General features: G+C 69.6%; 12 protein-coding genes and 1 riboswitch. Of the genes, 7 read left to right on the top strand and 5 right to left on the bottom strand.

Going from position 1 to position 14,752, the window contains the following annotated elements; all coding sequences use genetic code 11:
- Positions 1–14: 14 nt before the first annotated feature.
- A complete protein-coding gene (locus ACZ7L1_RS30430; protein ID WP_471441605.1) occupies positions 15–1,085 on the bottom strand; it encodes an SIS domain-containing protein in 1,071 nt (356 codons plus the stop codon).
- Between the two features lie 351 nt (positions 1,086–1,436).
- Between ACZ7L1_RS30430 and nagB the strand changes: the two genes are divergently transcribed.
- Entirely contained in the window at positions 1,437–2,222 is a 786-nt protein-coding gene (gene nagB / locus ACZ7L1_RS30425) for a glucosamine-6-phosphate deaminase (protein ID WP_471441603.1), read from the top strand.
- Between the two features lie 79 nt (positions 2,223–2,301).
- On the opposite strand, the gene ACZ7L1_RS30420 is transcribed toward nagB, so the two are convergent.
- The 4 genes from ACZ7L1_RS30420 to ACZ7L1_RS30405 form a co-directional block, all read right to left on the bottom strand.
- Complete coding sequence (locus ACZ7L1_RS30420; RefSeq protein WP_471441601.1) at positions 2,302–3,795, bottom strand: glycoside hydrolase family 3 protein; 1,494 nt, start codon at positions 3,793–3,795, stop codon at positions 2,302–2,304.
- 9 nt (positions 3,796–3,804) lie between these two features.
- Positions 3,805–4,665 (bottom strand): carbohydrate ABC transporter permease, encoded by an 861-nt coding sequence (locus tag ACZ7L1_RS30415; RefSeq protein ID WP_471441697.1) that lies wholly within the window; start codon positions 4,663–4,665, stop codon positions 3,805–3,807.
- 23 nt (positions 4,666–4,688) lie between these two features.
- Positions 4,689–5,681, bottom strand: a complete 993-nt coding sequence (locus tag ACZ7L1_RS30410) for a carbohydrate ABC transporter permease (protein ID WP_471441599.1) — start codon at positions 5,679–5,681, stop codon at positions 4,689–4,691.
- Positions 5,682–5,825: 144 nt separating this feature from the next.
- Positions 5,826–7,109 carry an extracellular solute-binding protein gene (locus tag ACZ7L1_RS30405; protein WP_471441597.1) on the bottom strand — a complete coding sequence of 428 codons (1,284 nt, stop codon included), beginning with the start codon at positions 7,107–7,109 and terminating at the stop codon, positions 5,826–5,828.
- Between the two features lie 423 nt (positions 7,110–7,532).
- On the opposite strand from ACZ7L1_RS30405, the gene ACZ7L1_RS30400 reads away from it, so the two are divergent.
- The 6 genes from ACZ7L1_RS30400 (at position 7,533) to ACZ7L1_RS30375 (ending at position 14,619) form a co-directional block, all read left to right on the top strand.
- Entirely contained in the window at positions 7,533–8,297 is a 765-nt protein-coding gene (locus ACZ7L1_RS30400) for a GntR family transcriptional regulator (protein ID WP_200419239.1), read from the top strand.
- Between the two features lie 129 nt (positions 8,298–8,426).
- Positions 8,427–8,693 carry a DUF3311 domain-containing protein gene (locus tag ACZ7L1_RS30395; protein ID WP_471441595.1) on the top strand — a complete coding sequence of 89 codons (267 nt, stop codon included), beginning with the start codon at positions 8,427–8,429 and terminating at the stop codon, positions 8,691–8,693.
- Positions 8,690–10,318, top strand: coding sequence for a monocarboxylate uptake permease MctP (mctP, locus tag ACZ7L1_RS30390; protein WP_471441593.1), 1,629 nt, complete (start codon positions 8,690–8,692; stop codon positions 10,316–10,318). Before ACZ7L1_RS30395 ends, mctP begins: the two co-directional genes overlap by 4 nt.
- An 80-nt stretch (positions 10,319–10,398) precedes the next feature.
- Positions 10,399–10,908, top strand: coding sequence for a GNAT family N-acetyltransferase (locus ACZ7L1_RS30385; RefSeq protein WP_471441591.1), 510 nt, complete (start codon positions 10,399–10,401; stop codon positions 10,906–10,908).
- A gap of 52 nt (positions 10,909–10,960) precedes the next feature.
- Positions 10,961–11,097: riboswitch (cobalamin riboswitch) on the top strand.
- Between the two features lie 121 nt (positions 11,098–11,218).
- Complete coding sequence (locus ACZ7L1_RS30380) at positions 11,219–13,606, top strand: ribonucleoside-diphosphate reductase subunit alpha (protein ID WP_471441589.1); 2,388 nt, start codon at positions 11,219–11,221, stop codon at positions 13,604–13,606.
- Positions 13,606–14,619: a ribonucleotide-diphosphate reductase subunit beta gene (locus ACZ7L1_RS30375; protein ID WP_471441587.1), complete on the top strand. Its 1,014-nt coding sequence runs from the start codon at positions 13,606–13,608 to the stop codon at positions 14,617–14,619. Before ACZ7L1_RS30380 ends, ACZ7L1_RS30375 begins: the two co-directional genes overlap by 1 nt.
- Positions 14,620–14,752: the final 133 nt, after the last annotated feature.

Genomic DNA, 14,752 nt, shown 5'->3' with positions numbered 1-14,752 from the left:
CACCCAGCCGCTTCTCAGTGCGTCTGCGTCACCTTGGCCAGGGCGCGCGGGGCGTCCGGGTCCTGGCCGCGGGCGATGGTGACCTCGTACGCGAGGAGTTGGAGCGGGATGATCTCCAGGATCGGCTGGACCTCCTCGGCCACGCCCTCGGTCGGCAGGACGAACCCCGCCGACGCCTGCTCGACCTGGCTCGGCGGCCCGATGACGACGAGGTCGGCGCCGCGGCCGCGCAGCCGGTCGAGTACGGGCTGGAGCGCGGCGCCGCCCTTGCCGTCCGTCACGACGGCGATGACCGGCGAGACGTTGTCGACCATGGCGAGTGGGCCGTGCAGGAGGTCGGCGCCGGAGTAGGAGAGCGCGGGGATGTAGCTGGTCTCCATCAGCTTCAGGGCGGCTTCCTTGGCGGTGGGGTAGCCGTAGCCGCGCGAGGTGATGACCATGCGCTCGGCGAAGCGGTAGCGGGCGGCCAGGGTGCGGACCTCGTCCTGGCGGGCGAGGAGTTGCTCGGCGAGGCCGGGCAGTGCCTTCGCGGACCCGCCGTCGCCCCCGCGCAGTCCTTCGACGAAGAGATAGAGGGCGAGAAGGGAGGCGGTGTAGGTCTTGGTCGCGGGGAGGGCCTTCTCCTCACCGGCCATGACGTCGATGTGGTATTCGGAGACGGCGGCCAGCGGTGAGTCCGGGTTGTTGGTCACGGCGAGCGTGAGGGCGCCGGCCTCGCGGGCGGCCCTTGTCGAGGCGACGAGGTCCGGGGAGCCGCCGGACTGACTGACGGTGATGACCAGGACGTCGGTGAGGTCGGGACGGGCGCCGTAGGCCGTGGTCGTGGACATCGAGGTGAGACCGCAGGGCAGGCCGAGGCGGATCTCCAGGAGGTACTTGGCGTAGAGCGCGGCGTTGTCCGAGGTGCCGCGGGCCGTCAGCAGCACGAACCGGGGCTTGCGGGCGGCGACCTCGCGGGCCACCTCCCGGATGCGCGGTGCCCCCTCGTCGAGGATGCGGCGCAGCACGGCGGGCTGTTCGGCCATCTCCCGGGCCATGATCCGTCCCGGGAGGTCTCGCTGAGGGTCCGGTGTCGTCGGCGTCATGGGGGTTCCTCCCGGGGTGGGCAGTGCCTCTCGCTCTGGCCTGACGGCTCCTATTCCACCCCCTCGGACCCGGCGACGCCTCGGCGGGGAGGCGGTGCCGGATCTACGCCGGGCGGTACCGGGCAGAGCGGAGCACATCAGTAAGCCCGTCGGCCCGAATCCGCCAGGCAGGCGGCCTTGGCCGGGCCCCGCGTTCGGGGCGCCGCCGACCCACGCCGGACCGCCCCCTCGCCTCCGCCAACACCCCCGTCCACAGCCCCTCCGAAGGCCCCGGCTCTGTTAGATTGGTCTAAACCACATGGTCCACTCCCCCGGTTCCCAGTCCACTCTCCTCAGATCGGCAGGCCCAGCGTGGAAGTTGTCATCGTTCCGGACGCCCAGGCGGGTGGCGAGCTCATCGCCGAGGCCATGACGCAGCTGCTCCGGCGCAGGCCCGACGCCCTGCTCGGTGTGGCCACCGGGTCGACACCGTTGCCCGTGTACGAGGCCCTGGCGGCCAGGGCGCGTTCCGGGGCCGTGGACGTTTCGCGGGCGCGTGTCGCCCAACTCGACGAGTACGTCGGACTGCCCGCGGACCACCCGGAGTCGTACCGTTCCGTCCTCCGGCGGGAGGTGCTGGAGCCGCTCGGGATGGGCATGGACGCCTTCCTGGGACCCGACGGCACCGCACAGGACGTTCAGGCCGCGTGCGAGGAGTACGACAGGGCACTCGCGGAGGCCGGTGGCGTGGATCTGCAGTTGCTCGGGATCGGGACCGACGGGCACATCGGGTTCAACGAGCCGTGCTCCTCGCTCGCCTCCCGCACCCGTATCAAGACGCTCACCGAGCAGACCCGTATCGACAACGCCCGCTTCTTCGACGGCGACATCGACCGGGTTCCGCACCATGTGATCACCCAGGGCATAGGCACCATCCTCGAGGCGCGGCACCTGGTGCTGCTGGCGACCGGCGAGGGCAAGGCGGACGCGGTCGCCGCGACCGTCGAGGGCCCGGTCGCCGCAGTCTGCCCGGCCTCCGCGCTCCAACTCCACCCGCACGCGACCGTCGTCGTGGACGAGGCCGCCGCGTCCAAGCTGAAGCTCGCCGACTACTTCCGCCACACCTACGCCAACAAGCCCGACTGGCAGGGTATCTAGTGCCTTGACAGGAAGACGCCCCAGAAGGAGGACGCCGGGTCCGGACGGCACCCGGACCCGGCGTCCTCCCCGCCACGGCTCAACGGCCCGCGATGACCTCCGCCGCCGCCCGGCCGCACACCCGTGCCGCCCCGTGGGTGGCGATGTGCAGGGCGCCGCGAGGAGCCGCCTGGGGCACGCCCATCTCGACCACGATCGTGTCGGGACGCTGCTCGAGGAGCGTGTCCAGAGCGGAGGCCATCCAGGGGTGACGGTGCTCGTCGCGGACCACCGTCACGATCCGCCGGGGCCCGGCGGCTGCCAGCGCCGCGCGCCCCGCCGCCTCCCCGGCGAAGCTGCCGGTCTCCGTGCCGGGGAGCAGGCGGAGCAGTTCGGCGGCCACGCCCCACGGGGTCTCGTCGCCCACCGCGATGTTGGCCACGGGGGTGAGGGCGGCGACGTAGGGCGGCTCGGTGAGCGGGGTGAAGCCCTCTTCGCCGGTGACCTTCAGCGCGCGGCGGGCCGCGAGCAGGCCGATGTCGGCGACGGGCGGCCGGTGTGGGCCGACGCCGTCCGCTGCCGCCGACGCCGTCCACCGCGCCAGCGCCCGTACGCGTTCCGCGGCCTCGGCGAGCCGTTCCTCGGCCAGCTCGCCGGAGCGGACCGCCGCCACCAGGGCGTCCCGCAGACGTCGTACCGTCTCGTCGTCCGCGAGACCGCCGCCCACGCAGATGGCGTCCGCACCGGCCGCGATGGCGAGGACGCTGCCGCGCTCGATGCCGTACGTCCCGGCGATCGCCCGCATCTCCATGCCGTCGGTGACGATCAGGCCGTCGTAGGCGAGCTCGTCGCGCAGAAGGTCGGTCAGGATGCGCCGGGACAACGTTGCCGGGCGGTCCGGGTCCAGGGCCGGGACCAGGATGTGCGCGCTCATCACTGCGCGCGTGCCGGCGGTGATCGCCGCGCGGAACGGGGCGAGGTCGCGGTCCTGGAGCACCGCTGGTTCCGCGTCGATGCGCGGGAGGGCGAGGTGGGAGTCGACCTCCGTGTCTCCGTGCCCGGGGAAGTGCTTGGTGCAGGCGGCCACACCGGCGGACTGCAGGCCGGTGACGTAGGCGGCGGTGTGGCGGGCGACCGACTCGGGGTCGGCGCCGAAGGACCGGACGCCGATCACCGGGTTGGCGGGGTTGGAGTTCACATCGGCCGAGGGCGCCCAGTTGAGGTTGACCCCGCACTCGGCGAGCCGTCGGCCGAGTGCGTACGCCACCTCGCGGGTCAGGCCCGCGTCGTCGACCGCGCCCAGCGCGTGGTTGCCCGGGAAGGAGGAGCCGGTCCGCGCCTCCAGGCGAGTGACGTCTCCTCCCTCCTCGTCGATCGCGACGAGCACGTCGTCGCGTTCGGCGCGCAACTGAGCGGTCAGGGCGGCGAGTTGCCCGGGCGAGGTGATGTTGCGACCGAACAGGCCCACGGAGGCCAGACCCTCGCCGAGGCGCCGCAGCAGCCAGTCGGGGGCGGTGGTGCCGATGAAGCCGGGTTGGAGGACCGTCAGCGCATCGCGCGTCAGAGTGTCCGTGCCGCTGGCGAATGTCGTCATCGGGGGGCGTTATCCCTTCACGGCGCCCGCGGTGAGGCCCGCGGCCATCTTGCGCTGGACTAGGAGGAAGAGCACGACCATCGGCACCGCCATCATCGTGGCGCCGGCCATCATGGGGGCGTACTCGGTGCCGTGCTTGGTGGTGAAGTTGCCGAGCCAGACGGTCGCGGTCTGGTGCTGCTGGCTCATCAGCATCAGGGCGTACAGGTACTCGTTCCAGGCCTGGATGAAGCCGTAGACCGAGGTGGCGACCAGGCCGGGGGCCAGCAGCGGGAAGACCACACGCAGGAAGGCGCCGGTGCGCGAGCACCCGTCCACCATCGCCGCCTCCTCCAGTTCGCGCGGGATGTTGACGATGAAGCCGCGCAGCGTCCACACCGTGAACGGCAGGATGAAGGTCAGGTAGGTGATGATCAGACCGGACAGCTTGTCGTACTGCCCGAGGTCGTTGAGCAGGAGGAACACCGGGATGATCATGGCGATGAGCGGCACCATCTGGACCGCCAGGATGCCCACGATCACGATCTTCCGGCCGCGGAAGGCGAACCGGGAGATGGCGAGCGCCGCCAGCATGCCGACGACGATGCCGATCGCGACCACCGACAGCGACACGACGAGGCTGCGGCCGACCGGTCCCCAGAAGTCGGCGATGGCCAGCGCCCGGCGGAAGTTGTCCAGTGTGAGGCCCGTGGGCAGCAGGCTCGGGTCCGGGTCGATGGCGTCCTTCGCCGGCTTGAACGCCGTGTCGATCATCCAGTAGACAGGGAAGCCCGCGGTGAGGAAGACCAGCAGGCCGAGGAGGTTCCAGCCGAGCCGGGACCTGGTCCGGCGGCGGGCCACGGCGCGCCCGGTGAGCGTCGTCGCACTCATGCCGCTCATGCCGCTCATGCCGCTCATTCGACTTCTCCGATCTTCAGCATCTGACGCATGTAGACGGCGACGACACCGAGCAGCAACAGCACGGTGATCAGCGCGATCGCGGAGCCCTGGCCGTAGTCGTCGACCACGAACGCCCGGTCGTACGAGTACGTGGTGAGCAGCTGGAACTCGGCCTCGGGGTGGCCGCCGCGCATCACGAAGACCTGCGGGAAGACGCCCATGTCCCAGATGACGGAGAGGGTCGTGAGCATCACGATGATCGGCTTCAGGATCGGGAGGGTGACGTGGCGGAACACGCCCCAGGAGCCGGCGCCGTCGAGCCGGGCCGCCTCCTGAAGCTCGATGGGCACCTGGGTGAGGCCCGCGCCGAGCGTGATGACGACGAACGGAACGGCGCCCCAGACCACGAGCAGCATGATCACGGCCAGGCCCTGCGGTCCGCTCGCGAACCAGTTGTGGCCGATCAGATGCACGCCGGGCAGCTTGCTCAGCAGGGCGTTGAGGATGCCGTAGTCCGAGTCGAAGAGCCATTTGAAGACGGTGGTGGCCGCGATGACCGGCATACCCCAGCTGGCCACCAGCACGATGTTGATCAGCGTCTTCATCCAGCCGGAGACCCGCTGGAGCAGCAGCGCGATCAGCATGCCGAGGACCATGGTGAAGATCACCGAGCCCGCCGCGAAAACGACCGTGCGCACGACGACCGCCCAGAACTCGCCGTCCTGAAGCACGTTGGTGAAGTTGGCGAACCCGGCCGACTGGGCCGGCTGGAACCCCCACAGCTGGGACTGGCCGAACTTCTGGAAGGACAGGGTCACCAGGCGGACCAGCGGATAGCCCATCACCAGGGCGAGGACCAGCAGACAGGGGGCGAGCAGCGCCCAGGGGACGGCGCCCCCGCCCGGCGCCCGCCCTCTGCGTGGCCTTGCGGCGGCGATGCCCGGTGGTGGAGGCACCGGCCGCGGCGGCGGCACCTTGGCAGGGGTGGTCGTGTCTGCGGCACTCATCGCGCGCTCCTCAGCGGTCCTTCAGGTCGTACGAAGGCGAAACCCGCACGGTCGCAGGAGGACGGCAGCCCCGCCCCCACGGTCGTACGAGACGCAGGGCCCCTCCCCGAACACCCCCCGGGTCCACGGGGCCCTGCCGTCGGCTCACTTGGTGTTGATGACCTTGTCGATCGCGGCGTCCGCGTCCTTCGCGGCGGCCTCGACCGACTTCTTGCCGGTGCCGATGTCCTGCAGCATCGTCTGCAGGACTTGCGCCTTCTCGACCTGGCCCCAGCCGGGTGCCATGGGGACGAACCAGTTGGACTCGGCCGCGGTGGCCGGGACCGCCGTCGCCGGGTCGTTCTTCAGGGTCGCGAGGTCGGTCTTGTCGTTGGGCAGGTTGCCCTTGGCGATGAGGCCCTTCTGGCCCTGCGATCCGGTGAACGCGTTGATCCACTCGGCGGCCAGCGACTGCGCCTTGGACTTCACCGGGATCGCCAGGTCGGAACCGCCCAGGAAGACGGGCATGTTCTTGCCGGACGGGCCGGGCATCACGAAGTTCTCGAGGCCGGTCTTCAGCTTGCCGCCGGTCTTGTCGGCCTTCGGGTCGGCCGCGGCCGCGCCCTCCCAGGCGGCGCCGAAGATCATGGCGGACTTGCCCTGGCCGTAGACGATGTACCGGTCGGATTCGTCCTTGGTCTTGTCGCCATGCATGTACTTGTCGATGACCGTCTTGAACTCGCTGAGGCCCTTGAGGGACTCCGGCGAGGAGAGGCTGGCCTTCCACTGGCCGCCCTCCTGCCTGGCGATGGAGCCGCCGGCGTCGTAGACGAAGGACATGGCCGCGTACCAGTCGCGCGTGGGCTGGTACCAGGCGCTGAACCCGCTGCCCTCCTTCTGCTGGATCTTGTCCAGGTCGGCGGTGAGCTCCTGGTACGTCTTCGGCGGCGCCTTCACACCGACCGAAGCGGCGATGTCCTTGCGCCAGTTGGCGACGCGGCCGCCGGCGTAGTAAGGGACGCCGTAGGTCTTGCCGTCGTACGTGACGGACGACTTGAGGCCGTCCAGCCACTGGGCGGAGTTGTCGAACTTGGCCGGGTCCACCGGGGCGAAGGCGCCCTTGACCATGTAGCCGAGCATCTCGGTGTTGCCCATCTCGACCACGTCGGGGGCCTTGTCGGTGGCGAGGACGGCGTCGAGCTTGGTGTTCTTGTCCGGCCAGCCGTAGTACTCGTGGTTGATCTTCAGGCCCGGGTGCTTCTTCAGCACCGCGTCGTCGGCGGCCTTCACCAGCGCCGGCCAGTTGTTCTGGGCGTCGACCGTCAGCCAGACGGTGAGCTCCTTGGCGTCCGCCCCCGTGCTCGACCCGCCGGACTTCCCGCCCCCGCACGCCGCGATGGAGACCATCATGCCCGCGATACCGATCGCGACTGTCAGTTTGCGCTTCACGCCATCCTCCTCAGGGATGCCACAAACCCCCCTTGTCCCCGCGGCGTGACGACGCGCACCGCCCGTGGGGCCGGGACCTGGACCAATGGTGTAGACCAGTAGGGGGGAGCTTGGCTCAGACCAATAGGCGCGTCAAGGGTGTTCGAGCCGCTCAGGGCGTTCGTTATGCGACCTACATATGAAAGGACCTTTAAGTAGGAACCCAGCGAAAACGGGCACACGGATTCCCATGGCCGCGACTGGACCACTTCCACGGTGTGGACTAGACCAGCGAGGGTGCCGACGGTATACAGAGGGGATCCCCGTCCGTGGAACGGGGATCACGGAGCGTGGGGCTCTGCTCCCCATGAAGCCGTGCCACGATGTGAGCCGTGACCGACGGCCTGTCGGTCGCTTCGGCATCCGGAGCCGGGAAGGCAGAGCATGAGCACCGACGTCAGCAGTGCGGAGAGCGAGGGCGGGACGACCGTCCGCACCGCGCGCGTGCCCAAGTACTACCGTCTGAAGAAGCATCTGCTCGACATGACGGAGACGCTGGCGCCGGGCACGCCGGTGCCGCCCGAGCGCACGCTGGCCGCGGAGTTCGACACCTCCCGCACGACGGTGCGCCAGGCGTTGCAGGAGCTGGTCGTCGAGGGGCGGCTCGAACGCATCCAGGGCAAGGGCACGTTCGTCGCCAAGCCGAAGGTGTCCCAGGCGCTGCAACTGACCTCGTACACGGAGGACATGCGCGCGCAGGGACTGGAGCCCACCTCGCAACTGCTGGACATCGGCTACATCACGGCCGACGACACGCTCGCCGGGCTGCTCGACATCTCGCCCGGCGGCCGGGTGCTGCGCATCGAGCGGCTGCGCCTGGCGAGCGGCGAGCCGATGGCGATCGAGACGACGCACCTGTCCGCCAAGCGCTTCCCGGCGCTGCGCCGCTCGCTGGTGAAGTACACCTCCCTCTACACGGCGCTCGCGGAGGTCTACGACGTCCATCTCGCGGAGGCGGAGGAGACCATCGAGACCTCGCTGGCCACCCCGCGCGAGGCGGGTCTGCTCGGCACGGACGTGGGCCTGCCGATGCTGATGCTCTCCCGACACTCGCTGGACCGCGAGGGCAAGCCGGTGGAGTGGGTGCGGTCCGTCTACCGAGGGGACCGCTACAAGTTCGTAGCCCGGCTGAAGCGGCCCGCGGAGTAGAACCGCAGCGCCTTCCGGGCCTGGTCACGACCGATATGCGGACGAGGGCTTCCGCTTTCATGACGTGGTCACCTACATTGCCTGCGCATTACACAGGTGCACAGGTGACCAGTGAGGGGACGGAGCCGCATGTCCGATCAGCCAGATGCAGCCAGAGCGGCGGTGGTGACGCCGGTGCGCGTCGTCATCGCCCTCTGCCTTGTAGCACCCTTCGTCGCGATGCTGTGGGTCGGCTCGTACGCCGAGACGGACCCCGCGTTCATCGGCATTCCGTTCTTCTACTGGTACCAGATGCTGTGGGTGCTCATCTCCACGGCGCTGACGATGTTCGCGTACAAGCTGTGGCAGCGTGACCAGCGCTCCCGCGCCGGCCAGAAGGGGGGTGCGTCGCAGTGAAGGACGGCGTGAACGGCGTCGCGCTCGGCGTCTTCATCTTCTTCTTCCTGGCCGTCACCGTCATCGGCTTCCTGGCGGCGCGCTGGCGCAGGGCCGACAACGAGCACAGCCTCGACGAGTGGGGCCTCGGCGGCCGCTCGTTCGGAACCTGGATCACCTGGTTCCTGCTCGGCGGCGACCTGTACACCGCGTACACGTTCGTGGCCGTGCCGGCGGCGATCTACGCGGCGGGCGCCTCGGGTTTCTTCGCGGTGCCCTACACCATCCTGGTGTACCCGCTGATCTTCACCTTCCTGCCGCGCCTTTGGTCGGTTTCGCACCGGCACGGATACGTCACGACCTCGGACTTCGTGCGCGGCCGGTTCGGTTCGAAGGGCCTGTCGCTGGCGGTGGCGCTCACCGGCATCCTGGCGACCATGCCGTACATCGCGCTCCAACTGGTGGGCATCCAGGCCGTCCTTGACGTGATGGGCGTGGGCGGCGGCGAGAACACCAACTGGTTCGTGAAGGACCTGCCGCTGCTGATCGCCTTCGGTGTGCTGGCCGCGTACACGTACTCGTCGGGCCTCAGGGCTCCCGCGCTGATCGCGTTCGTGAAGGACGCGCTGATCTACATCGTCATCGCGGTGGCGATCATCTACATCCCGATCAAGCTCGGCGGCTTCGATGACGTCTTCGCGAAGGCGGGCCATGCGTTCGCGCAGGTCAACCCGGCAACTGGCAAGCCGCGCGGGGCCCTCGCGCCCTCGGAGGCGACTCAGTGGACGTACGCCACGCTGGCGCTGGGCTCGGCGCTCGCGCTGTTCATGTACCCGCACTCGATCACCGCGACGCTGTCCTCGCGCAGCCGTGAGGTGATCCGCCGCAACACCACGATCCTGCCGCTGTACTCGCTGATGCTGGGCCTGCTGGCGCTGCTGGGCTTCATGGCGATCGCCGCGGGTGTGAAGGTCAAGAACGGGCAGCTGGCGATTCCGCAGCTGTTCGAGAACATGTTCCCGGACTGGTTCGCCGGTGTGGCCTTCGCGGCGATCGGCATCGGCGCGCTGGTGCCCGCGGCGATCATGTCGATCGCGGCCGCGAACCTCTTCACCCGCAACATCTACAAGGACTTCATCAAGCCGGACGCCACGGCAGCAGAGGAGACCAGGGTCTCCAAGATCGTCTCGCTGCTGGTGAAGGTGGGCGCCCTGGTCTTCGTCCTGACCATGGACAAGACGGTCGCCATCAACTTCCAGCTGCTCGGCGGCATCTGGATCCTGCAGACCTTCCCGGCCCTGGTCGGCGGTCTGTTCACCCGCTGGTTCCACCGCTGGGCGCTGCTGGCGGGCTGGGCGGTCGGCATGGTCTACGGCACGCTGGCGGCGTACGGTGTCGCGTCCCCGACCCAGCCGCACTTCGGCGGCTCCGCCAAGGAGATCCCCGGCATCGGGGAGATCGGCTACATCGGCCTGACGGCGTTCGTGCTGAACGTGGTGGTCACGGTGGTGCTGACGTTCGTCCTGAAGGCGCTGAAGGCTCCGGAGGGCATCGACGAGACCAGGCCGGAGGACTACACGGCGGACGCGGGCGACCCGGGGGTGCAGGTGGAGCTGCCGCCGGCCACGGCCGGCGCCTCGCACTGAGTCCCCGTCGTACGCGGGTCAGCGGGCCGACGGAGAAATCCGGCGGCCCGTTGTCGTACCCGTCCGGCACACTCGGCCCCATGGACCTCATCATCCGGCAGGCGACCCCCGACGAGTACGACAGGCTCGGCGAGATCACGGCGCAGGCCTACCTCCAGGACGGCCTCCTCGACTTCGGCGAGAGCGACGCCTACCTCGACGAACTGAAGGACGTGGCGGGGCGGGCCGCCGCGGCAGAGGTGCTGGTGGCCGTGGCGGACGGGCATGTGCTCGGCGGCGTCACCTTCGTACCGACCGGCGGCGGTCCCATGGCCGACATCGCGGGACCGAAGGAGGCCGAGATACGGATGCTCGCGGTCGCGCACGCCGCCCGCGGCCGCGGCGCTGGAGAGGCTCTCGTCCGGGCCTGCGTCGACCGCGCACGGGCCACTGACGGCTGCGTACGCCTCGTCCTGTCGACCCAGCGCACGATGCGCACCGCCCACCGCATCTATGAACGCCTGGGCTTCGTTCGCACACCCGAGCGGGACTGGAACCCCCTCCCCCATCTCGACGACATCACTCTCCTCACCTACGAGTTGACGCTCTGAGGCAGCAGCGACACAACATCTGGTGGTGACACCGCAGCCCAGCACAAGATGTATGCTCATGCTCGCTGTCGCCGCAGGGGAATCCGGTGCGAATCCGGAACTGTCCCGCAACGGTGTACTCGTACACGTATGCCCGCATGCCGTCGTACGAGCGTCAGTCCGAGGACCTGCCGACAGCGCGCCCGGCCGTCCGGTCCGGGTGCCCTGACGTCCGGGCCTCGTGGAATGGGCCGGTGGACGCGACGCCGCGTGCGCTCGTGAGCTGCCCTGCCCTCCGCCAGGCCCCGTGCCGAGCGAGGGAGAGCCCCACGTGACCATCGCGCCAGCCGATCCGGCTTCAGCCGCAGGCCTGGAAACCGACGGTCCCGGTGCCGCGCTGCTGCGGACCCTGACCGAGCTGACCGCCGACCTTCCCGACGCCGACCCCGGCCGGGTCGCCGCGGCCGCGTTGCGCGGCCGGTCCGCCCGCGCCGACGAGGCCGAGCTGCGCGAGCTGGCCACGGAGGCGGCCGCGGGCCTCATCTCCGAGGACCCCGCCTACTCGAAGCTGGCCGCCCGCCTGCTGACCATCGGCATTCGCGCCGAGGCCGCCTCCCAGGGCGTCACGTCGTTCACCGAGTCCATCGCCGTGGGCCACCGGGAAGGCCTCATCGCGGACCGCACCGCCGCGTTCGTGCGCCTGCACGCCGACCGTCTCGACGCCCTGGTGGACGAGCGGGCCGACGACCGCTTCGGCTACTTCGGCCTGCGTACCCTGCACAGCCGCTACCTGCTGCGGCACCCGATCACCCGCAAGGTCGTCGAGACGCCCCAGCACTTCATGCTCCGCGTCGCCTCCGGGCTCGCCGAGGACACTGCGCTCGATCCACAGACGGACAGCCGGTCGGTGGACGACGTCGCCGCGCTCTACGGGCTCATGAGCCGCCTCGACTACCTCCCGTCCTCCCCCACCCTCTTCAACTCCGGCACCCGGCACCCCCAGATGTCGTCCTGCTACCTCCTCGACTCCCCGAAGGACGAGCTGGACTCCCTCTACGAGCGCTACCACCAGGTCGCCCGCCTCTCCAAGCACGCCGGCGGCATCGGCATCGCCTTCTCCCGCATCCGCTCCCGCGGCTCCCTGATCCGCGGCACCAACGGGCACTCCAACGGCATCGTCCCGTTCCTGAAGACCCTCGACGCCTCGGTCGCCGCCGTGAACCAGGGCGGCCGGCGCAAGGGTGCCGCCGCCGTCTACCTGGAGACCTGGCACTCCGACATCGAGGAGTTCCTGGAGCTGCGGGACAACACCGGCGAGGACGCCCGCCGCACCCACAACCTCAACCTGGCGCACTGGATCCCGGACGAGTTCATGCGCCGCGTCGACGCCGACGAGCAGTGGTCGCTGTTCTCCCCCTCGGACGTGCCCGAGCTGGTCGACCTGTGGGGCGAGGAGTTCGACGCCGCCTACCGCAGGGCCGAGGCGGCAGGGCTGGCGAAGAAGACGATCCCCGCCCGGGACCTGTACGGCCGCATGATGCGCACCCTCGCGCAGACCGGCAACGGCTGGATGACGTTCAAGGACGCCGCCAACCGCACGGCCAACCAGACGGCCGAGCCGGGCCACGTGATCCACTCCTCCAACCTCTGCACGGAGATCCTGGAGGTCACGGACGACGGGGAGACGGCGGTCTGCAACCTCGGGTCGGTCAACCTGGGCGCGTTCGTGGCCGACGGCGACATGGACTGGGAGCGGCTGGACGCCACCGTCCGCACCGCCGTCACCTTCCTCGACCGCGTCGTCGACATCAACTTCTACCCCACCGAGCAGGCGGCCCGCTCCAACGCCAGGTGGCGTCCTGTCGGCCTCGGTGTGATGGGCCTGCAGGACGTCTTCTTCAAGCTGCGGCTGCCCTTCGACTCCCCCGAGGCCAAGGCCTTGTCCACGCGGATCGCCGAGCGCATCATGCTCGCCGCGTTCGAGACCTCCGCCGACCTCGCCGAACGCCACGGCCCGCTCCCGGCCTGGGAGAAGACCCGTACCGCCCGGGGCGTGCTGCACCCCGACCACTACGACGTCGAGCCGGCCTGGCCGGAGCGCTGGGCGATCCTGCGGGAACGCATCGCCGCTGTCGGGATGCGCAACTCGCTGCTGCTCGCCATCGCGCCCACCGCGACCATCGCGTCCATCGCGGGCGCCTACGAATGCATCGAGCCCCAGGTCTCCAACCTGTTCAAGCGCGAGACGCTTTCCGGCGAGTTCCTCCAGGTCAACTCGTACCTGGTGCAGGACCTCAAGGCGCTCGGCGTCTGGGACGCGCGCACCCGCGAGGCGCTGCGTGACGCGAACGGCTCGGTGCAGTCCTTCTCCTGGATCCCCGAGGACGTCCGGAAGCTCTACCGCACGGCCTGGGAGATCCCGCAGCGAGGTCTGATCGACATGGCCGCCGCGCGCACCCCGTTCCTGGACCAGGCCCAGTCACTGAACCTGTTCATGGAGACGCCGACCATCGGCAAGCTCTCCTCGATGTACGCGTACGCCTGGAAGCAGGGCCTGAAGACGACGTACTACCTGCGTTCCCGCCCGGCGACCCGTATCGCGCGCGCCGCCCAGGGCCGGGCCCAGTCCCAGAAGCCCATCCCCGTCCAGCAGGCCGCCGACCCCGAAGCGGTCGCCTGCTCCCTGGAAAACCCCGAGTCCTGCGAGGCCTGCCAGTAATGACCACCCGACCCCAGAACCTGCTCGACCCGGGCTTCGAGCTGACCCTGCGCCCCATGCGCTACCCCGACTTCTACGAGCGCTACCGGGACGCCATCAAGAACACCTGGACCGTGGAGGAGGTCGACCTCCACTCGGACGTCGCCGACCTCGCCAAGCTCACCCCGGGCGAGCAGCACCTGATCGGCCGCCTGGTGGCCTTCTTCGCGACCGGCGACTCGATCGTGGCCAACAACCTGGTGCTGACCCTCTACAAGCACATCAACTCCCCCGAGGCGCGCCTGTACCTGTCGAGGCAGCTCTTCGAGGAGGCCGTCCACGTCCAGTTCTACCTGACGCTCCTGGACACCTACCTTCCTGACCCGGACGACCGGGCGGCGGCCTTCGCGGCCGTGGAGAACATCCCGTCCATCCGCGAGAAGGCCGAGTTCTGCTTCACGTGGATGGACTCGGTCGACAAGATCGAGCGCCTGGAGACCGAGGCGGACCGCCGTCGGTTCCTCCTCAACCTCATCTGCTTCGCCGCGTGCATCGAGGGCCTGTTCTTCTATGGCGCCTTCGCGTACGTCTACTGGTTCCGCAGCCGGGGCCTGCTGCACGGCCTGGCCACCGGCACCAACTGGGTGTTCCGCGACGAGACGATGCACATGTCGTTCGCGTTCGACGTCGTGGACACCGTCCGCAAGGAGGAGCCGGACCTCTTCGACGACGAGCTCCAGCAGCAGGTCACCGACATGCTCCGGGAGGCTGTCGAGGCCGAGCTGCAGTTCGCCCGCGACCTGTGCGGTGACGGCCTGCCGGGCATGAACACCGACTCGATGCGGCAGTACCTGGAGTGCGTCGCCGACCAGCGCCTCACGCGACTCGGGTTCGCCCCGGTGTACGGCTCGGAGAACCCCTTCTCCTTCATGGAGCTGCAGGGCGTTCAGGAGCTGACCAACTTCTTCGAGCGGCGTTCGTCGGCGTACCAGGTCGCGGTGGAGGGCACCGTCGACCTGGACGAGGACTTCTGAACGCCTGCCGGCGCAGGTTCGGGGGGGCCGCGGGGCGCCCGAACCCCTGCCCCATGCGAGGGGGCAACGGGGGAGGGGCCACCACAAAAACCCAGACGGGGGGAAAGTGGCGTCAACAGGGGGTGTGGGTTCT

The sequence above is a fragment of the Streptomyces sp. NPDC107546 genome (genome assembly GCF_055639175.1).
This window is presented reverse-complemented; position numbering and strand designations above follow the sequence as displayed.